General features: G+C 49.3%; 20 protein-coding genes. 10 read left to right on the top strand and 10 right to left on the bottom strand.

The window, feature by feature from the left end; genetic code table 11:
• Positions 1-92: 92 nt before the first annotated feature.
• From OGM59_07800 to rsmA, 10 genes are all read right to left on the bottom strand, one after another.
• Positions 93-857 (bottom strand): MBL fold metallo-hydrolase, encoded by a 765-nt coding sequence (locus tag OGM59_07800; GenBank protein ID UYI90604.1) that lies wholly within the window; start codon positions 855-857, stop codon positions 93-95.
• A 101-nt stretch (positions 858-958) separates the two neighbouring features.
• On the bottom strand, positions 959-1,342 hold the full coding sequence (locus OGM59_07795; protein ID UYI90603.1) for a YdcP family protein: 384 nt from the start codon (positions 1,340-1,342) through the stop codon (positions 959-961).
• A 15-nt stretch (positions 1,343-1,357) separates the two neighbouring features.
• Positions 1,358-1,684, bottom strand: coding sequence for a YdcP family protein (locus tag OGM59_07790; protein UYI90602.1), 327 nt, complete (start codon positions 1,682-1,684; stop codon positions 1,358-1,360).
• A gap of 236 nt (positions 1,685-1,920) precedes the next feature.
• On the bottom strand, positions 1,921-4,971 hold the full coding sequence (locus OGM59_07785) for an SrtB-anchored collagen-binding adhesin (protein ID UYI90601.1): 3,051 nt from the start codon (positions 4,969-4,971) through the stop codon (positions 1,921-1,923).
• Between the two features lie 329 nt (positions 4,972-5,300).
• The gene (locus OGM59_07780) at positions 5,301-5,471 is read right to left on the bottom strand and encodes a hypothetical protein (protein UYI90600.1); all 171 of its coding nucleotides are present in this window, start codon (positions 5,469-5,471) and stop codon (positions 5,301-5,303) included.
• A gap of 72 nt (positions 5,472-5,543) precedes the next feature.
• Entirely contained in the window at positions 5,544-5,750 is a 207-nt protein-coding gene (locus tag OGM59_07775) for a hypothetical protein (protein ID UYI90599.1), read from the bottom strand.
• A gap of 299 nt (positions 5,751-6,049) precedes the next feature.
• On the bottom strand, positions 6,050-6,892 hold the full coding sequence (locus OGM59_07770; GenBank protein UYI90598.1) for a site-specific integrase: 843 nt from the start codon (positions 6,890-6,892) through the stop codon (positions 6,050-6,052).
• A 171-nt stretch (positions 6,893-7,063) separates the two neighbouring features.
• On the bottom strand, positions 7,064-7,645 hold the full coding sequence (locus tag OGM59_07765; protein ID UYI90597.1) for a hypothetical protein: 582 nt from the start codon (positions 7,643-7,645) through the stop codon (positions 7,064-7,066).
• Between the two features lie 16 nt (positions 7,646-7,661).
• Positions 7,662-9,059 (bottom strand): MATE family efflux transporter, encoded by a 1,398-nt coding sequence (locus tag OGM59_07760; GenBank protein UYI90596.1) that lies wholly within the window; start codon positions 9,057-9,059, stop codon positions 7,662-7,664.
• A 7-nt stretch (positions 9,060-9,066) separates the two neighbouring features.
• On the bottom strand, positions 9,067-9,930 hold the full coding sequence (gene rsmA / locus OGM59_07755; protein ID UYI90595.1) for a 16S rRNA (adenine(1518)-N(6)/adenine(1519)-N(6))-dimethyltransferase RsmA: 864 nt from the start codon (positions 9,928-9,930) through the stop codon (positions 9,067-9,069).
• Between the two features lie 145 nt (positions 9,931-10,075).
• Here rsmA and OGM59_07750 point away from each other — a divergent pair, with 145 nt between their 5' ends.
• The 10 genes from OGM59_07750 to OGM59_07705 all read left to right on the top strand — a co-directional run bounded on the left by OGM59_07750 (position 10,076) and on the right by OGM59_07705 (position 20,758).
• Positions 10,076-10,534: a MarR family transcriptional regulator gene (locus OGM59_07750; GenBank protein UYI90594.1), complete on the top strand. Its 459-nt coding sequence runs from the start codon at positions 10,076-10,078 to the stop codon at positions 10,532-10,534.
• Between the two features lie 38 nt (positions 10,535-10,572).
• Positions 10,573-12,318: an ABC transporter ATP-binding protein/permease gene (locus OGM59_07745; protein ID UYI90593.1), complete on the top strand. Its 1,746-nt coding sequence runs from the start codon at positions 10,573-10,575 to the stop codon at positions 12,316-12,318.
• Positions 12,318-14,162: an ABC transporter ATP-binding protein/permease gene (locus OGM59_07740; protein UYI90592.1), complete on the top strand. Its 1,845-nt coding sequence runs from the start codon at positions 12,318-12,320 to the stop codon at positions 14,160-14,162. The genes OGM59_07745 and OGM59_07740 overlap by 1 nt, the downstream gene beginning before the upstream one ends.
• Before the next feature lie 407 nt (positions 14,163-14,569).
• Positions 14,570-15,262: a putative ABC transporter permease gene (locus OGM59_07735; GenBank protein UYI90591.1), complete on the top strand. Its 693-nt coding sequence runs from the start codon at positions 14,570-14,572 to the stop codon at positions 15,260-15,262.
• Positions 15,263-15,334: 72 nt separating this feature from the next.
• Positions 15,335-15,901 carry a TetR/AcrR family transcriptional regulator gene (locus tag OGM59_07730; protein UYI90590.1) on the top strand — a complete coding sequence of 189 codons (567 nt, stop codon included), beginning with the start codon at positions 15,335-15,337 and terminating at the stop codon, positions 15,899-15,901.
• 214 nt (positions 15,902-16,115) lie between these two features.
• Positions 16,116-16,631 (top strand): hypothetical protein, encoded by a 516-nt coding sequence (locus tag OGM59_07725; GenBank protein ID UYI90589.1) that lies wholly within the window; start codon positions 16,116-16,118, stop codon positions 16,629-16,631.
• Between the two features lie 88 nt (positions 16,632-16,719).
• On the top strand, positions 16,720-17,529 hold the full coding sequence (locus OGM59_07720) for a class B sortase (GenBank protein ID UYI90588.1): 810 nt from the start codon (positions 16,720-16,722) through the stop codon (positions 17,527-17,529).
• A complete protein-coding gene (locus OGM59_07715) occupies positions 17,513-18,844 on the top strand; it encodes an LCP family protein (GenBank protein UYI90587.1) in 1,332 nt (443 codons plus the stop codon). Before OGM59_07720 ends, OGM59_07715 begins: the two co-directional genes overlap by 17 nt.
• 127 nt (positions 18,845-18,971) lie before the next feature.
• Entirely contained in the window at positions 18,972-19,814 is an 843-nt protein-coding gene (locus OGM59_07710) for a transketolase (protein UYI90586.1), read from the top strand.
• A 2-nt stretch (positions 19,815-19,816) separates the two neighbouring features.
• On the top strand, positions 19,817-20,758 hold the full coding sequence (locus tag OGM59_07705; GenBank protein UYI90585.1) for a transketolase family protein: 942 nt from the start codon (positions 19,817-19,819) through the stop codon (positions 20,756-20,758).
• Positions 20,759-20,840 lie beyond the last annotated feature (82 nt).

Below are 20,840 nucleotides of genomic sequence, written 5' to 3'. Positions count from 1 at the left end.
ATCACTCCTTTCTGGGTATGAAAAAAGCAGTCAATCCTAAGACTAACTGCTTTGTGTGTAGGGATATAAAATTGTAAAACTAAGATTGCATTTCAGATATGGATTTGAAACCCCTCATAGCTGAATATACCATTCCCTTGTTTTAATTTCCCTTCATTTGACAAGTTGTGAAAAGCTGTCTCTATCTTGTCAATTATAGTAACTGGAATAGATAAATGATGATGTCCTGGCAAAATTCGACTTATCTTTAAAGATTGAATTTTTCTAACAGACTTCCAAAATTCTTGTGGGTTTGTTGATGGATAAAAAGCATCAAGGCAACCGCTATATATCAAATCGCCGGAATACAGATATTTTCTATCCGCTTCATAGAAACAACAATGTCCGGGAGAATGACCGGGCGTGTGAATAACTACCAACTTTCTGTTCCCTAAGTCAATACAATCTTCATCATGTAAAATCATTTGCGGAACCCCTTGAAAAATCTGATATTTCTCTACCTTAAAATCCGAGGGGAAATCACATGGATTGCACATAATATTGTTTTTTACCACTTGCAAAGGTATAGGGAATTTGACCGATAGCCATTCTTTTTCTGCTTCATGAACTGCAATAGACCGAAAATATTTATGTCCACCGATATGATCCCAATGAACATGAGTAGTGATTACTGTAACGGGCAGTTTCGTCAATCCATCAATAACCTCTCTGATGTTGGAAACACCTAAACCTGTATCAATCAGAATGGCTCTTTTTGTCCCACACAATAGATAACAATGTGTTTCTTCCCAGTGTTTGTATTCGCTGATGACGAATGTATCTTGGTCTATTTGTTCGACGGTAAACCAACTGTCCATATACTATTCTCACTCCCTAAAAATTTTAATTTGTCGCTTTCTTCATACCCATATTATAACAGTTCCGTATATCCTCTACAACGAAAATCTATTCAGCAAGTCTATTTTTTCGGTTGTCCCTGCGGTGTATGGTTCTGTGTATTGCCTGCGTTCTGGTTGCTTTTATTCTTCAATACAATATCCTCTGCCTTTACATACCAGTCCACATCTGCACCCGTATAGGTTTTTCTTGATACCGTATCGGCTACTGGATTGACAAGCTCCACAACCGCATTGTACGGAAATTCCCTTAACGGTACTTCTGGCGGTACGGACACGGGGATAATTCCACCATGCAGACTGCACTTCAAATCATAGATACGCTTTTTAAGCTGGGTACTCGGTGTCCCGTCCTCATTCTGCAAGAACACATCTCGCACCGCTGTAAATTTTAATTCTCCAAATGTTTTCTCTTTGTCAATAACAAACCCGTTTGATAATCTCATAAATTCTTCACTCCTTTACTTTTCTTCAACTGCTACAATATCATCAGCAAGCAACACATAATCGGTATGTCCCATATCCCCGATTGCGTAACCTCTGCCATATAACTTCGGATTGACAAGTTTTACTTTCTGTTCATACTTGAAATGCTTTTCGCCAGCCTGCACGGGAATTTCTACCACAACATTTTCGCCTTTTTGTACGTCAGAATAAAGGTTATAGCTTCGTCTGGCTAAGACCCTGCGGTTATTTTTATCTCTTTCAAAGACTGGCTCACTTTCGCCTGCAAATTCAAGAGTTCCAAAAGACTGTGCCATATCTGGCACGACATATTTCATTTCCATAGTGTTTTACCTCATTTCTTTCTATTTTTGATAAGTTTTTTGATTGTGATTTCTTATTCTGGCGGTTTGGGAAGTACCAGCAATCCCCCAGATAGTAAAGGGTAAAATCAATGCTTACGCACCCTTGACTATCCGTGTTCTTGCAGGTAAGTAGCAGACAATCCAGAATAAGCGGAAGTCTGCCGACACGGTATCGGCGGAGAACGTGATTTTTCTTTTCTCATACCGTTACCGCCTTATGATTTCTTCATTTTACGGCGTTTGCAGAAGAAGATACCTGCCAGTCCAGCACCAGAAGTCAAAAGAAGTGCAAGCAGTCCGTAAAGGTTTGTGCTATCGCCAGTTTTTGGACTGTCTGTTTTATGCGGTGTATCTGGTGTCTGTGGTGTTTCGGGTTTCTTTGGTTCTTCTGGGACTTTGGTTTTTTCCTTAAAGGTAATCGTCTGTCCCTTATCCTCAATATCCTTATGCTCGGTAACTTTCTTCGGCTCGTCTGGATTGCTTAAATCGTACAATTCTTCAAAAGTTACAAGCTGTTTGCCGTCAAGAGAAGTAGCGTCAAAGGTAAAGGCAACTTCCACTTTCATAGTTTCGCTGTCAGCAGTAAAAGTGTAATCACTTTTCACACGTTTTCCATTGATAAGAAGCTCTGCATTTTCTTCTTTCAACATCTGCCAGCCCACAAGTTTGTACTGTGTACCGACTTCTAAGCCCTCTAAGATTACGGTATCAATGATTGTAACGTCTTTTCCAGCTTCAAGCTCTTTGTTGCCGTCCTTATCCGTAGCAGTCGTATGAATTTTGACGATACGCTCTGTGATAAGTACCGTCTGTCCGTCGTCCTCAATGTCTTTATGTTCCGCAACTTTTACGGGTTCGTCTGGATTGCTTAAATCATACAATTCTTCAAAGGTAACAAGGTTTTTGCCACCTAAAGCAGACGCATTAAATGTATAGGAAATTTCCACTTTCATTTCTTCATCATCAGCGACAAAGGTATAATCATTTTCCACACGTTTTCCATTGATAAGAAGTTCTACATTTTCTTCTTTTAACATCTGCCAGCCTTTTAACTGATACTTTGTGCCTTTTGTAAGTCCGTCTAATTTGACAGTATCAACAATCGTAATCTCTTTTCCTGCAAGGATAGTCTTTTCGCCGTCTTTGCTGGTCGCTGTGGTATGGATAGAGATTTCTTTTTCGTATTCATCAGTCAGCGTTCCTAAATCAATCACAAGGTTATTTCTTGATACCACGATTTCAAAAGGTGGGATAAGTTCAAAACCTTTGTTACTATCAGAGCGTAATTCTTCAATGATATAGGTATCATAAGGTAACGCACCTTTGCTGTCATCTGGTTCAGAAGTTCCAAACCACACACCGTCCTCACTGGTCTTTCCTGCGTTTGTATTGTGCTTATGAGAAGCCCATTCAGCAGAAGTGGAGAATTGCCCGTTATCATCAGTTACCACGACATGATTTTCGCCCGTCATCTTGCTTGTGATCCTAAAGGGAACATTAGCAAGACGCTTGTGTGTACCTGCACCGATTTTTACACCCTCAATATCTCCACGCTTAATCTGATTATAGATAGAATGAGCTTCGTCGGTTAAGTCCACGATTTTTCCATTTTCTGTGATTGTAAAATCAATCGGCTTTGCACCGTCAGTTAAGTAACCGTCGGGAGCTTCACTTTCAACGATACGGAATTTTCCATAAGGTAAAAGGTCAGAAGAAGTAGAAGCGACACCCTCAATATCGGTATGGATTGTTTTTACCACTTCATTTTTCTTGTATAATTTGCCCTCAACCAATACCGCATTATCATTTAAGGAAATGATGTCAAAAGCAGTATCTTTCAAGGTAGCACTTCCTTGTGGCTTTGTATCGCCCGTTTCTAAATCTCGTTTCTGAATTTTCACACCACCACGGATAACCTTGTCTGATACAGAAAACTGGTTACTTCCAGTAAGTACGGCAAAGTCGCCGTCCTCGGTAATCTGTGTTACATATAAGCCTTTTATCTGTTCGGACTTATCGCCAGCCTGCATATATGCACCGTCTAACAAGTAGCCGTTTGGAGCTTTCGTTTCCTCAACGGTTAGCGTTCCAAGTGGAAGAACCGCCTTGCCGTCCTGCATATAGAAGCTATCGCCAGATACCTTGTATGCGTCCGCTAATTTTGCGATGTAGTGAGTTGTCCCGTCGCTGTCTGTTTCAGCGATTGTCTTTGTAACCCATGTACGAGTAGCTTCGGCAGGGAGATTGTCTTTATTATAGAAGCCTGCATAATACTTCCATGTAAATTCCGCACCTGCTAAAGAAGCGTTCCCTTGCGGATTGTCTTTCTGTGTTTCCATATCAATCTTGAAAAGCTCAATCAAAGTGTCCGTTACTTTTGGCGTATCTGATACTTTCAAAATTGCTGTCTTTCCAACTTCAACCTTTAAGGAATATATGGTTTTATCTACTTTATATCCTGCTGGTGCGGATAACTCCTTGATATAAACTGTGCCAGCCTTTACCTCTACAACATCTGTATTTCCGTTTTCATCAGTCGTAAGGGTGGCAAGCTGTTTCGTACAGTCCTTATCAGAAAAGACACCATAGGTTGCACCTGCAATAGAGTAATTCCCGTTACCGTCGGTAATGCTGGTATTACTGGAAGTCTTTTGCAGTTTCGCATTTCCGACATTCAGCTTCGCCCAGAATTGTCCTAATTCCTGCCCCTCGCCAGAGTAGATATAACCGCCACATTCATAGCGTCCTTTATTTTCTTTGATAAAGGCTTTTGCACCAGAGAAAACTTCGTCCTGTGTTGCCTTTGGAATTTCATCATAAGAAGCTCGCACGTTATCACATTGCCAGCCAAAATGTACGCTCAATCTCTGCCAGACTACACATTGTTCCAACAGATAGACTTGTTTGTAGTTCAGTTCCTTGTGAGCTTCGCCATACTGTTTGACATACTCTAAGGATAACGCCACATCTGAAATCTGGTCAGCACTCATGCGTGAGCTTGCGTCAGCTCTGGTCTTGTAACCGTTCTTAAAGTTTGTGTTAATGTCGATACAATAGGCAGTTTCGCCCTCGACTTTCATATAGCCCTCATTGAATGTCGAACCGATAGAACCGTCATTCATTACTTTTTCAATGATACCGACACGCTCTGCACTTTCCGTCCAGTATTGCTTACTTTCTGCATGGACGGGTGTAGTCGGTAAAGCAGTAACGACAGTTGCAAGAGCTAAGAAGCCCGTACACAATCGTTTTAACATCTTTTTCATAAATCTAATGCTCCTTTCATTTTGGGTAATAAAATAGCCGTCCAATAAGAACGGCTGGAAATAGAAAAGGAACGTCATGTTAGGCGTTCCATAGTCTATGAGTTATTCAATTTTTTCTTATTTTAATACTGATGTGCTGTACCATATCTTTGCATATCTAGGAAAACTTGCGTATCAAGGCTCATTCAATGGTAGTAAATAAGTAGTAAATTGATGTATTTGTTCCCTTGAAAATGCTGATAGATACTGTGTTTTAGCGGATAATCAGATTTTTATTGTGTTTTTACAATACACAATATTCTCCTTGATTCTTCTTGTGGACAAATACACTATTTTTCTTTATTATGGTGCATATCCACTTCAGAGCAAGTTGTACCGAAAATTTTGCAACGATAATCGCCGGCTTTAGTGCCAAGAAATAATTCCTTTTCCCAGTTATGGTCGCACTTTTCACCGCACCAATTTCTTTCCAATTTGTCAGCTTCATCCATTTGAATCATTTTTCATTCTCCTTTCCAATGTAACAACAAAGTTAAAGTATTCCTATTTTTTAAAGTGTAGTAATATGTGACTTATACATCAAAATAATGTAGTCCATCGTAAGTCAAGTCGAAACCGACAGCATACATACTCATATATCGCACATTATTGATAAGTCCTTCATTTTTCAACTTATCAATAATCATTCGCCCATCTTTATCAATGGGAATACAATTAACCGAGTTGAGTTGATTTTTCTTTTCGATTGCTTTCTTTAGAAATTCTTCAAAATCTTTCATACACATTCCTCCAAGCAATGTACAACATAATCTGCATTATGTTGTAATCTGTCTGCTCAAACGACTCCTTCAAAGCGAAAAAAGTCAAGAAATCGCAACAAATTAAGCCTTCTCCTTATTGTTAAAAAAGGTATGAGCGAAAGGGCTTTGTTGTCATGTCTATTTTATTTAACAATACTTTACAATTCGTCAATATTATGCTATATTTTATGTGTACAGTTGTGTTTTCTGTGCTAAAAAGAAATTTAAAACAACATAATGCAGATTATGTAGCAAGTCGCCGAATCCGGTGGCTTTTTCTATATGATCAAGTGCATATTTTCCATTCTTTTGCGGTGTTCCGTGCCGGTGGAAATGATATAAATTCGAGTTGTATTGATACTGCTGTGACCGAGAATATCCGCAAGTTTCGCAATGTCTTTTTCAATCCCATAAAATGTGCGTGCAAACAGGTGGCGAAGATTATGCGGAAACACCTTTTGCGGATTTACATTTGCATCTTTGCACAAGGCTTTCATCTCTCGCCAAATGTTCGTGCGGTTTATGGGTTTACCGTTTTTCGTTACAAAAATCATACCGCTTTTTATTCCTTGCTCTGCTGCATAGCGGAGCAATTTTTGTTTTAGTTCTTTCACGATAAAAACCGAGCGTGTTTTTGCCTTGCAGTTTACGATTGCCTCGCCACATTTTACCGCCTCAACCGTGATGTATTGTAACTCACTGACACGAATGCCTGTTGCGCAAATCGTTTGAATAATTAAATTCAATCGTTCGTTTTTCTTTTGTTTTGCCGCTTGGCACAAGCGCTTATATTCTGCTCTCGTCAGTTCTTTTTCTTCCGAGCAAAATACTTGCTGTTGAAGTTTTAGTGATTTCACTCTCAAATCAAACCAATTCAAAAATGCAAATAGACTGTTGATACTTGCAAGCATTGAGTTCACACTGCGTACAGCATAGTTTTCCTGCAAATGATTTTTGTAGGCAATCACGGTTTCTTTTGTAATGACCTCGTTTTGTGCATAAACCGAAAACGCTTTCACATCACGAATATATTTTTCAATCGTTGCCGTACTTTTCTCTTGCAGCTCTAAATTCTTTCTAAAATCATCAATAATATCTGCCGTTAAAATTCGTCCTTCCATTGTATTTACCTCCGGGTGTTTTTTTACATTTTACCCGAAACGCGTAAAAACAAAAATTGCCACTTTAAAAAGCAATAATACAAAAATAAGGCAGGGATTACCCCCTGCCTTTCTGCCGTTGTTTGTAGTTAAATATAAAAAAGCAGCCCGGGGGCTGCTTTTTGCCATGCATTATATATTATAGGTCATTAGGGTTTGGATGAAGTGGGTATCCAGGAAATTACGCTGGTAGCCGGTGGAGAAGCCCTGGTTCTCCAGCGCGTCTACCAAGCGGCGGGAGAAGGTGTCGTACACCAGGACAAACTGTTTTTCGTCCGCCAGGTCCTGTGCCTCGGACACCAGCTGCAAAAGTTCCTGCTTTTGGGCGGCGGCGTTGCCAAAGAGCGTGAGCACCTGCACCGGCTTTTCCCTGGGGATCATCACGCCCACGATATTGCGGGTTACATTCCGGTGAGATTGGATCCGCCGGAAACGGTCGCCGGAGAGCATGGACAGGGTGCCCATGGACGGAGAGCGGTACTCCGGTGCGTTCTTGGGCAGCAGCACGCCTACTGCGTGGGCCGGATCGCTGACCAGCACGGTGCCGGTTTGAATCCAGCGGGGCAGGTTGTGCTCCATATAGCGGGTGATGAATTTTTCCCGCTTGTCCCGATCCGGACAATAATACATCATCAGCGGGTGCGACAGCAGCGACGCCCCTAAGAACTCCACCAGCGGTGCTTGTTCTTTTTTATTCCAATGGGACAGCTCCATTTTTCCTTACCCTTTCTTATGCTTCCGTCTTTTGGCTATGCTGCCGGCGCAGTTTGCGCACCACCAGCAGGAACATCACCACGCTCATGGCGGTGCACACCAGGTCGGCCACGGCCTGGGACCAGATAATGCCATCCAGACCAACCGTCTTATTCATTATAATCAACAGCGGGAAATAAATCAATCCCTGTCGGCTGAGGGACAAGATCATACTTTGGGTGCCCTTGCCCATGCCCTGGAATGAGAAGTTCAGCACGAACATACAGCCGATCACCGGGCCGGAGATCATCAAGGCACGCAGCATTTTGACCCCATAGTCGATTACGGCCGGATCGTCGATAAACACGCTGACCACCTGGCGGGTAAAGATAAAGTATATCACGGTGATTACTGTGCCCAGCACAATGTTGCAAACGCAGGAAAAGCGAATGCTGTGGCGCATACGGTCCAGTTTGTTTGCCCCGTAGCAGTAGCCCACCAGCGGCTGCACGCCCTGCGCCAGTCCCAGCTGCAGCATCACCACCAGCATATTGGCCTTCATGGTAATGCCCATGGCTGCTACCGCGTTGTCGCCGTACGCCTGCAAGAAGACATTGATGAGCATGTTGGAAATGCTCATCAGCAAACTGTTAATGGCGGCAGGCAGTCCAACGGTAATGACCCCGCGGGCAATGCCGCCCCGCACCCGATAGCGGCCGGGGCTGATGGATAAAATGGACTTGCCCCGCAAAAAGTAAATCAAGAAGAATACCACGCTGACCACATTGCCGATGACGGTGGCAATGGCAGCGCCGGCTACGCCCTGACCGGTGCCAAAGGGCATGGCCAGACCAAAGAGCTTGTCGCCCTTGTTCAAAATAAAGATCGGGTCCAGCACAATATTGACCACCTGACCGATAATGCTGCCGATCATAGATACCCTCGCGGCGCCCTCGCCCCGCACCAGGTTGCCCAGCATCACAGAGGACACAATAAAGGGAGAGCCGATGGCCACATACTTCAGATAATCGGCGGCGTAGGTAAAGGTGGCGTCCGACGCGCCCACTGCGTACAGTACCGGCTTGCGGAACACCAAAAACAGCACGGTCATCACCAACCCAACGCCAATGGCACTGTAAACGCAAAAGCTGCTGATGGTCTTGACCCTCTCTGTCTTTCCCTCGCCCAGAGAGCGGCTGACAAAGGCGCAGCCGCCTACACCGAATAGGTTGCCACAGGCGATAAACAGCAAAAACAGCGGCATGGTCACCGATACGGCGGCCACCATATTGGCGTTGCCGGTCTGACCCACAAAGAATGTGTCTGCCAGGTTATAAACGATATTCACCAGCATGCCCATCATGCTGGGCAGCGCCAAAGTGCGCACGGCCCGGGGTACGCTGTAACTTTCAAAAACTTGGGTATTGTCTTTCATTGATCTTTTATGCCTTCTTCTCGTAGAGCGCGTTAGCCAGGGCTGCCATTTGAGACATGGTCAGCTGTTCGGCCCGCGCGGTGGCGCTCAGTCCTAAAGATTGGAACAGCGCCGTCAGTTCTGCCTTGGGCACGCCCAGGGCGGCGTTCAAACTGTTGGCCAGGGTCTTGCGCCGCTGCAAAAAGGCGCCCTTGACCACACGGAAAAAGTAGCCCTCGTCCGTCACCTGCACCGGGGGCTGCTGCCGCCGGGTCAAGGCAATCACCGCAGAGTCTACATTGGGGCTGGGGTAAAAGCTCTCTCGCCCCACTTCAAACAAGATCTCCGCCTGCGTATAGTATTCCACCGCTGCGGATACGGCACCGCAGTCCCGGGTGCCCAGGGGAGCGCATAGGCGCTTGGCCGCCTCCAGTTGCACCATCACCACCAGCCGTTCAATAGGCAGATCGCTTTCCAGCAGGCGCATCAGCACCGGGGTGGTAATGTAGTAGGGCAGGTTGGCGCACACCTGCAAGCGGTCACAGCCGGCGAACCGGTCGGCAAACAGCGACTGCAAGTCCATTTGCAGCACATCGCCGGGCACCACCTGCACATTGGGGCAGTCTGCCAGGGTCTCGGCCAGCACATCCGGCAGGCGGCGGTCCAGCTCCACGGCGGCTACTCGACCGCACACGGCAGACAGCTCTTTGGTGAGCACGCCGATGCCCGGCCCGATTTCCAGCACGCCGGTACGGTCGTCCGCTTCCAGAGCTGCTGCCATACGGGGACACACGGAGGGGTCGATCAAAAAGTTCTGCCCCAGCGCTTTGGAAAAAGTGAAGCCGTGACGGGTTAATATTCTCTTTATTGTATTATAATCATATAAATCCATACAACCGCTCCTCTAACGGTTGCCTATTCTACCACACTTCGGCAGAATTTACAATAATATGCTTGACTTTTTGTGCAAGTGTGCTAAAATACATCATAAGCCGCCTAACGATAGGCGACTAAATGAATAAAAAGGAAGTGCCTGCATGGAGCTGAAACCCTGTCATCGCCGTCCGTTGCGACCGGATGAGATCGGTCCTCGGGTGATGGAACTCTCTAAATATTTGCGCAAGAATTTTAATGCCGCCGTAGCGGAGCAGGGCCTGTTTTCCGGCCAGCAGGATATATTGCTGCTGCTGATTCGGCAACCGGGTATGACCCTGGGCCAGCTGAGCCGTGCCCTGGGGGTGGCCAGCGCTACCGCCTCCGTGTCTGTCAAGCGCATGGAAAAGGCCGGGTTTATTGAAAAGCGGGTGGACGAAAAGGACGCCCGGATTGTGCGGCTGTATCCCACTCCGGTGGCAGAGGACGCGCCGAAAAAGATTCACCAAAAAATGAACGCCATGGAGCAGGTGCTCACCGCCGGTATGAGTGAGGAACAGGTCCTGACTTTGGCCGGCCTGTTGGAGCGTGCGCTGCAAAATGTGGGCAAAGAAAACCCGTAAGTGTGAAAGATAGAGAAGAAAACAGAAAGGAGAACCGAATGTTAAAGAAGTTATCCAAATATATGAAAGGGCTGTGGGGACTGGCAGCCATCAGCGCCGCCGGTATGATCGTAGAGGCTATCTGCGAGCTGGCACTGCCGTCCCTTGCCAACAGCATTTATCAAAAGGTGGACACCGCCGCCTCGCCGGAGAGCGTGCGTACTGCGGTGATCCTCAGCGGCTTGGCCATGCTGGCGCTGGCACTGTTAGGCTTTTTTGGCGGTGTGGTGACCATGAAGACCTCCGCCAATGTGAGCCAGCGGTTTGCCTACCGGCTGCGAGGGGATATGTACCGCAAGATCAGCCATTTTTCCTTTAAGAACATTGACCAGTTCTCTACTGCGTCGCTGACTACCCGTATGACCAACGATGTGACCACCTTGCAGAATGTGGTGATGATGTGCCTGCGGATTTTAGTGCGTGTGCCGGCGTTGGCGGTGGTGGCCGCCTGCTTTGCGGTGTCCATCAATCCCAGAATGAGCGCTATGCTGCTGATCTTGCTGCCGATTTTGATTGTGGTGGTGGCCTGCATTTTGAAGTTTGGCTTCCCCATGTTCCAAAAAATGCAGAAGAAGATCGACAACGTAAACCGGGTGGTGCAGGAAAACCTAATCGGTATGCGTGTGGTCAAGGCCTATGTGCGGGAGGACCGGGAGAAAGACAAATTCCATGACGCCTCCGATGATTTGGCTGCCCAGGGCGCCAAGGCAGCGGGCCTGATTGTGACTGTGATGCCGGTGATGATGCTGATGCTCAATGCCGTAGTGGTCTTTGTGTATTATAAAGGCGCTTTAGAGGCCAACGCCGGCGTGATGGAAGTGGGCCAAATCTCCGTCTTTGCTTCTTATGTGATTCAAATTCTGATGAATTTGATGATGATCTCCATGATGCTGCTGCAGCTGGCTCGTGGTAAAGCCTGCGGCGACCGTGTGGTGGAGGTGCTGGATACAGAAATTGACATTACCAATCCGGAGAACCCCTATTTGCCGGAGAACCCCAAAGGGGGCGTAGAGTTCCGGGATGTGAGCTTTAAGTATAATACGCAGGGCCACGGGGACGATATTTTGGAGCATATCAGCTTTACCGCCAAGCCCGGCCAGATCATCGGTATTGTAGGCGGCACCGGCTGCGGCAAGAGCAGTTTGGTGAACCTGATCCCCCGGCTGTATGATGCCACCCAAGGGCAGGTGCTCATTGACGGGGTGGATGTGCGTAAGTACGACCTAACCGCTTTGCGGGAGATGATTGGCGTGGTGCTGCAAAAGAACGTGCTTTTTAGCGGCACCATTAAGGAGAATATCCGCTGGGGTAAGAAAGACGCCACAGACGAGGAGATTGTGGCGGCTTGTCAGGCAGCGCAGGCCCATGACTTTGTGCTGGCCCAGCCCAAGGGGTACGATACGGATTTGAGCCAGGGCGGGCTGAATCTGAGCGGCGGTCAAAAGCAGCGGCTTTGCATTGCCCGCGCCATGATCAAGCACCCGAAAATTTTGATCCTGGATGACTCCACCTCCGCCGTAGATACGGCAACGGAGGCCAAAATTCGGGAGAGCTTCTATAAAGATTTTAAGGACACCACCGTGTTCATTATTGCCCAGCGGGTCAGCTCCGTGCAGGCTGCGGACCAGATCCTGGTATTGGACGACGGCCAAATCAAGGGGATCGGTACCCATGAGCAGCTGCTGGCCGACAACGAGATCTACAAGGAGATCGTAACCACACAGGCGAAAGGAGTGAGCGAATAATGCCGGGTCCCAGAAGAACGGATTTTAAGAAACCCAAGAATGCCAAAAAGACCTTTGGCCGCATTTTGCAGTATGCGGGCAAGAGCAAATTTATGTTGCTGGCGGTATTCGTGATGCTCATTGCCAGCACGGTATGCTCCGTAGGTGCCTCCTACTGGCTGAAGCCTATTTTGAACGACATTGATGCCTCCATCCGGGCAGGCAATTTTGCCACCGTGGGTGTGCAAAGCCTAATGCGTAACCTGGCCATTGTGTCGGCGCTGTATATTGGCGCGTCCCTTTGTACGTACATTCAAAGCAAGGTGATGGTCAAGATCGCCTACAAGACCACCAACCTGATCCGCAAGGAGCTGTTTGACCACATGCAGACTCTGCCCCTGCGGTTCTTTGACACCCAGACCCACGGCGAGATCATGAGCCGCTACACCAATGATGTGGATAATATTCAGATGATGCTGGAGCAGTCTATGGTGCAGCTGGTGTCCTCCGCCTTTACCTTTGTGGGCATTGTGGTGATGATGATTGCCCTGAGTCCGCCGCTGTTTTGTATTTCGCTGGTGTTTATGATTATTATGCTGGTGACGGTATCTAAGATCGGCAAAAAGAGCAAGCATTACTTTCAGGCGCAGCAGGCCAATTTGGGCCAAATGAACGGCAATATTGAGGAGTCCGTTGAGGGCATGCGGGTCATCAAGGTATTTAACCATGAGGACCAGGCCATTGCGGGCTTTGAGCAGTACAACGAGGCGTTTCGCTCTGCGGCCACCAACGCCAACTTTTATGCGGGGCTGATGGGCCCGGTGTCCAACGGAATCAACAACGCCGGTTATGCTCTGATCGCTTTGTTCGGCGGGCTGCTGGCCCTGACCGGGCGGCTGGACATCGGCACATTCTTTACTTTCCTCAGCTATGCCAAGCAATTTACGCAACCCATTAACCAGATCGCCAATCAGATGAACACCATCTTTTCCGCTCTGGCCGGTGCGGAGCGAGTGTTTGAGATGATGGACACTGCCTCCGAAGAGGACCAGGGCACCGTGACTTTGACGGTAACCGGTGCCGGGGAGGAGAAACGGTGGTACTGGCAGGACGGCGACCGCCGGGTGCCGGTGCATGGGGCTGTGGAATTCCACCATGTGACCTTTGCCTATGTGCCGGAGAAGGTGGTGCTCCATGATATTAGCCTGTACGCCAAAGAGGGGCAGAAGATCGCATTTGTAGGCTCCACCGGCGCAGGCAAGACCACCATTACCAATCTGATCAATCGGTTTTACGATATTCAGGAGGGCACCATCACCTATGATGGTATTGACATTTGCCGGATCAAAAAGGACGATTTGCGCCGTAGCTTGGCGATGGTGCTGCAAGACACCCACCTGTTTACCGGTACGGTGATGGAGAATATCCGTTACGGTCGGCTGGATGCCACCGACGAGGAATGCATTGCCGCAGCTAAGCTGGCCTCTGCCCATTCCTTTATCCGGCGGTTGCCAGAGGGCTACCAGACCATGCTCACCGGCGACGGCGGCAACCTGAGCCAGGGTCAGCGCCAGCTGCTGGCTATTGCTCGGGCGGCAGTGGCAGACCCGCCGGTGATGGTGCTGGACGAGGCCACCTCCTCCATTGATACCCGCACAGAGAAGCACATTGAGCACGGTATGGATCGGCTGATGGCCGGCAAGACCACCTTTGTGATCGCCCACCGGCTCTCCACGGTGCGGGAGTCTAACGCGATTATGGTGCTGGAGGACGGCCGCATTATCGAGCGGGGCGACCACAACGCCTTGATGGCCCAGCAGGGTCGCTATTACCAGCTGTGCACCGGTAAGGCCAAGCTCAGTTAAATACAAGTTCATTCGGTAGGGTGCGGTGCGATACTGCACTCGCTACGAAACAGTCCCCCGGACTGTTTCTCCCAAATGCTAACGCATTTGGAGCCTCGTGTCTCTTGCACTGCGTGCAATTCACTCATCGCACCCTACAAATATTTAACCTTTCTGCCTCCCTTGTAAAGGGAGGTGGATGCGAGTTTGCGAGCAGACGGAGGGATTATATATTTATCCCCTCAGCCACTTCGTGACAGCTCCCCTTAATGAAAATAAGGGGAGCCTTTTTGTTTGTAAAGGCTGGGGGATTCGCTTTTGTTTTTTACATTTGTCGTATTTCGTTAAAAATTTGGGCAAAGGGTGGAGTTCGGCTATTGGAAAACCGTGTGTCGGTGCTACAATGAGGGCAGAAAGGAAGTGGCACTATGAACAAAGTGCTGGACAAATTCTTTACCAAAGCAGACAACGGCACCGTGCGGCTGTATGATTACGATGTGACCCATTTGTGGCTGGCGGGGCTGGTGTATGCCCATATCGGCTACTGGGTGGAGAACCTGTTTCGCCTGGTGTCTAAGGGCGTTTTGGACTCCCGCAATCAGCTGCTGCCCTTCCTGTTTTGCTACACCATTGCCATGTGGGCCATGTACCTGGCCCTGGGCACCACCAATCACCCGCGCTTCTTCAGCCACCGGGTACTGGAGGGCAACACCCGCCGGGATAAAATATTGGCACGGATCTACTATTTTACTGTGGTGTTCCTGTTTGTCTTTTTCGGCGAGATCGTGGTGGGCAGCATTTTCGAGCAGGTGTCCGGCATCTCCCTGTGGGATTACAGCGGCATTCCCCTGCATGTGACCAAGTACACCAGCATTCCTACCTGTACCGCCATGAGCCTGGGCGTGGCTGTCATTATGGGCAACTTCTTTGAGGGACTGATGAAGAAAATTCAGCGTATTCCCTACCGCACCACGGTGCAGCTGGACTATGTGCTGGGGACGCTGATTCTGGCGGACTGGCTCATTATGATGGTGAGCATCAATGTGTTTAAGAAAGCGCCGGCCTACTGGTCTGTGCAACTGTTGAGCTTCAAAGATCTGTTGGCGCTCTTTATAAAATAACAATAAACAACCCCCTGTGTGCTTTGCTTTTTGCCACCGATTATGGTATAGTGAGTGGACAGGGGGGTTGTTATGCCGAATTTTACCAAGATAGCCATTCAGCAGTCCTTTCTGCGGCTTCTAAGCCAAAGACCCATTACCAAGATTACGGTTAAGGATATTGTGGAGGACTGCGGTATCAATCGCAATTCGTTCTACTACCATTTTCAGGACCTGCCCCAACTGCTGGAAACGGTGATCATAGAAAGCGCGGATGAGATCATCTCTCGCATACCGGAGAGCTTTTCTCTGGAAGAGGGACTGACGACGGTGCTGGAGCGGCTGGTGGAGAACAAGCGGGTCATTCGCAACATTTGGGTGTCGCCGGATCGGGCGTTTTACGAGCAGAATTTAATGCGGGTGTGCAATTATGTGGTCAGCCGCTATATTGCCTGCCGCTCGGTGGACCTGCTGCGTACCCTGCCGGAGGAGGAGCTGGCGCTTCTTGTGGATTTTTGCCAGTGCGAGCTGTTCGGCCAGGTGACCAACTGGCTCAATCAAAATATGGTCTATGATATTGTGGCCCATGTGCAGGCTCTGTGCCGGCTGTTCGAGGGCAGTATTGCCCAGGCGCTGGAGGCAGCGCCAATGGAGGCGTAAGAAATTTTTTGTTCACAAATGCGGCTACATTTTGTGCTCGGTGGCAGCCCGGTGCGCCCACAGCCCCAAGGGATAGCAACTATGGCGCGGGGCACGGTTTTGTGGGTCAAAGAATTTTGAAAAAAGACTTTACAAGCGATTACCAAGATGATATAATCAGAAATGAAGTTAGAATATCTATGGCAGAACTATATTCTCAAAGAGGTGTATGAAAATGAAAAAGATTCTTTCCATCCTGCTGGCTGCTATGCTGGCATTCTCTGCACTGGGTGCCACTTCTATGATGGCTTTCGCTGCGTCTAACACCGTGGCCAGCCCGGAGCACACCACCAGAGACAATGACAAGATCGGCCAGGTAAACGGTAAGGTCAGCGACGATGTGGACTATGAGGTAGATCCCACCGATCCCACCAAGATCAGCTTTACCTACACCGGCAACGGTGACTTCCAGAATTGGCAGTTCCCGGGCATGACCGAGGGCAAGGACTACAAGGTGATCTCCGTAGACGGCAACACCATCACCATTCAACTGATCAACGGCTATGAGGGCGATGTAATTGGTAACGCCATCGTAAACTTCGAGGGTGAGACCACCACCAAGAAGGCGCCCCGGAAGGACAAGAAGAGCCGTTCTCCCAAAACCGGCGCAACCATGGCTACCGGCCTTGCACTTGCCGGCGCAGGTGCAGCAGTTCTGGCTGCCATGAAGAAAAAACAGGACGCTGAATAAGACGAACTGCAAAAGCCTGTTTGCCATACGGTAAACAGGCTTTTTTTAATGAAATACGGCGACAATGCCAAGGAGCGACACCCAAGCAATGGATAATCAAAAAGAACCGAAAAAAGAGGAGAAGCGCAACACCGGGCGGATCATACTGCTGATCATTGCCTTGGTGTGCCTGATTGCCGGGCTGGCCTATATCGGTGTGGATCTGTACCAGCAGTACACCGCCCGCCAGGAGGATCGGCGCAGTCAGAGTATGGTAACGGAAGCGCCCAGTACCACCGGCGAGAGCAAAAAGCCCACCAATCCGGTAAATTTCAAAAAGCTGCAAAGCCAAAATGACGAAATTTACGCTTGGATCCAGGTGGACGGTACCGAGGTGAACTATCCCATTGTGCAAAGCACGGTGGATGATGAGTTTTACCTGACCCACAGTGCCTATGATAAAAGCTGGCTGGCCAGCGGTGCCGTGTTTACCCAGTCGCAGAACACAACTACCTTTAACGACTCGGTGACCCTGGTGTACGGTCATAACGGCTTTAGCGAGAGCATGTTTACCTCACTGCATAAGTTTGAGGACAAGTCTTTCTTTGACAGCCACCCGTATTTTTACATTTATATGCCCGGCCACAAGCTGACCTACCAGATCATCTCTGCCTTTAAGTACGATGATCGGCATATTATGAACAGCTTTTCTTTCCAAGATGTGACGGTGCGCAGTGACTTCTTTGCCATGCTGCAAAATCCGGATTCTGCCTTGAAGAATGTGCGCACGGACCTGAAGACCACTGTGGATAAGGACAGCCATGTGGTGATCCTGTCCACCTGCTTTACCGGCACCAGCCAGCGGAGCAGCAGATACCTTGTAAGCGGAGTGTTACTGAAGAATGAAGAAACCGATTGATCCCAATTTGGAGCGCTTTGAAGACAGCGTGTTCTCCCTAACCGGTGGCGATGATACCTCCGGCGTAAGTTACCGCGCGCCTCAATTTGAAATGAAAGAGACTTCGGCTGCCGCAACCCCCGGCGAGTACCACGCCTCGGAGAACCACCGCCAGCGGGCGGAGGCCACAGGCGCGCCGGTGGAACCGGCGCCCGGCGGTGAGGAACACCACCATCATCACCATAGCGACAGCCATAGCCACAGCCGTCACGGCAAGCACCGTCGGCACCACCATCACCACCATCACCATCATCACCGGCACCATCGGCTGCCCAAGGGCGCCCGGGTAGTGATCGGCATTTTGGTGGCACTGTTGATTATCGTTGCCCTTGTGGTGGGTGCGTTCCTGATCCTGAACTACGACGGCGAGAAGAAGATGACCAATACCACTGCCGCCACCGACTACCAGGAGACCATTGAATATAAGGGCCACACCTATGTGTATAACGAGAATGTGGTGACCATGGCGTTCCTGGGTGTAGACAAGCGAGAGCTGGGCAAGGCGGAGAACCATACTTCCACAAACGGTATGGCGGATACGGATATTGTGGTTGCCATTGACAAGGTCAGCGGCAAAACCTCTATGATCGCCGTGCCCCGCGACACCATGGTGGATGTGGATGTGTTTGACAAGGACGGCAATTTCAAAAAGACCAAGGAAATGGAGCTTTGTATTGCCTATGCTTACGGCGACGGCTTCGGCACCTCCTGCAAGAATGTGACCAAGTCTATCAGCCGTATTCTCTACAATGTGCCCATCGATAAGTATTTTGCCTTGGATCTGAACGGGATCCAGCCCATTAACGACTCTATTGGTGGGGTGAAGGTGCAGTCCCTCTACGATCTACCGGACTACGGGGTCAAGAAGGGCGACACCGTGCACCTGACCGGTGATCTCACCGAGGCCTATGTGCGTACCCGTGATATGGATGACCTGAACGCTTCCTTAAATCGTACCCAGCGCCAGGTGCAGTACCTGAACGCCTTTGCGGACAAAGTGCGAGGCAGCGTCACCTCAGATTTTAGCGTCATTACCAATTTGTACAATACCGCTTCCGATTATTGCACCACGGATCTGACTGTGTCCAATGTGACTTACCTTGGCTCTTTGCTGCTGCAAAAGGGCGTTACCGACTTCCAGTCCTATACCTTGGAGGGGAAGATGAAAGCGGTGGACAATAAGGAATTCAAGAATTATGTGTACGCCGGTTTTTACCCGGATAAAGACAGTTTAATGCAGACGGTGCTGGATGTGTTTTACACCCGGATCCGATAAGGTCGAAAAAGTGGGGGCTCTGTGGAACAGGGTCCCTTTTTGCCACTTATAAATTTGGAAAAACTATTGAACAGCCGCCGTTTAAGTGTTAAAATACAGATGAAATCTTTTTGAAGGAGTTATCATTATGGACCAAGCAACCAAAAAGGCGCTCCAGATCTACGCCGCCAAGATCCGTCTGGGCATTGTAGACAGCACCAACAGCGCCAAATCCGGGCACCCCGGCGGCAGTTTGTCCTCCGCGGATGTGTTCGCATATTTGTATGGCAAAGAAATGCGTGTGGATCCCAAGAATCCCAAGTGGGCGGATCGTGACCGCTTTGTTTTGTCTAAGGGTCATTGCGCCCCCGGTCTGTACAGCGCCCTGGCATACAAGGGCTTTTTCCCGCCGGAGGACCTGACCACCCTGCGCCATATTGGCTCTTATTTACAGGGTCACCCCAATATGAACACGGTGCCCGGCGTGGATATGAGCACCGGCTCTTTGGGTCAGGGCATCAGCGCCGCCTGCGGTATGGCCAAGGGCGCCAAGTTCCTGGGCAAGGATGATATTCGGGTGTACACCCTTTTGGGCGACGGTGAGATCGAGGAGGGCCAGGTTTGGGAGGCCATGATGTTTGCCAACCAGTACCACCTGGATAACCTGTGCGTGATCATTGACTGGAACGGCTTGCAGATCGACGGTCTGTGCAAAGATGTGATGTGCGCCGAGCCGATTGATGAGAAAGTAAAGGCCTTTGGCTTTGATGTAGTCACCGTTGACGGCAATGATTTTGACCAGCTGGAGAGCGCTTTTGATGCCTTCCATAAGAGCACCAAGCCCTTCTGCATTTTGATGAAGACGGTGAAGGGCAAGGGCGTGTCCTTTATGGAGAACGAGTGCGGTTGGCACGGCAAGGCCACCAACCCGGAGGAATACAAAACGGCAATGGCAGAACTGACTGCCAAGCTGCAGGAATTGGAGGCGTAACCATGGCAGAAGTAAAGAAGATCGCAACTCGCGAGAGCTACGGCAACGCCTTAAAGGAACTGGCTGCGGGCGGCGCCGATAACCTGGTGGTGTTGGACGCAGACCTGGCCGGCGCAACCAAGACCGGCATTTTTAAGAAAGCCTATCCGGATCGCCACTTTAACTGCGGCATTGCTGAGGCGGATATGATGAGCGTGGCCGCCGGTTTGTCTACCATGGGGCTGGTACCCTTTGCGTCCAGCTTTGCCATGTTCGCTGCCGGTCGTGCCTTTGAGCAGGTGCGCAACAGCATTGGCTATCCCCATTTGAATGTAAAGATTGGTGCTACCCACGCCGGGATCAGCGTTGGCGAGGACGGTGCGTCCCACCAGTGCTGTGAGGACTTTGCCCTGATGCGGGTGATCCCCGGTATGACCGTGATTTGTCCGGCAGACGATGTGGAGGCTCGGCAGGTGGTAAAGGCCGCCTATGAGATGGAGGGCCCGGTGTATATGCGCTTTGCCCGCCTGGCTACTGAGGTGTTCCACAACGAGGATTATCAGTTTGAGATCGGCAAGGCCGAGGTGATCCGCGCGGGCAGCGATGTGTCCATCATTGCCTGCGGTCTGATGGTGCCGGAGGCTATGGCTGCCGCAGAGCAGCTGGCCGCCAAGGGCATTTCTGCCGAGGTGATCAATATGGCTACCATTAAGCCCTTGGACGAGGCTGCCGTTTTGGCAACTGCCAAGAAGACCGGCAAGGTCATCACCGTAGAGGAGCACAGCATTATCGGCGGTTTGGGCGAGGCCGTTTGCTCCGTGCTTAGCGAGCAGCTGCCCACGCCTGTGCGCCGTATCGGCGTTAACGACGAGTTTGGCCACAGCGGCCCCGGTGCAGATCTGCTGGTGCAGTTTGGCTTGTGTGCCGACCATATTGCCCAGGTGGCTGCCGACTTTGTCAAATAAAATCAAGTCCAAAAATACCGCTTGCGACCTCGAGCCGCAGGCGGTTTTTTGTTGCAAAACGGGCGGTTCTATGCTACTATGA

This window comes from Oscillospiraceae bacterium (genome assembly GCA_025757685.1).
In the GTDB taxonomy this organism is placed as follows: domain Bacteria; phylum Bacillota; class Clostridia; order Oscillospirales; family Acutalibacteraceae; genus CAG-217.
Note: the sequence above shows the minus strand (reverse complement) of the source record. Positions and strands in the feature narration are given on the sequence as shown.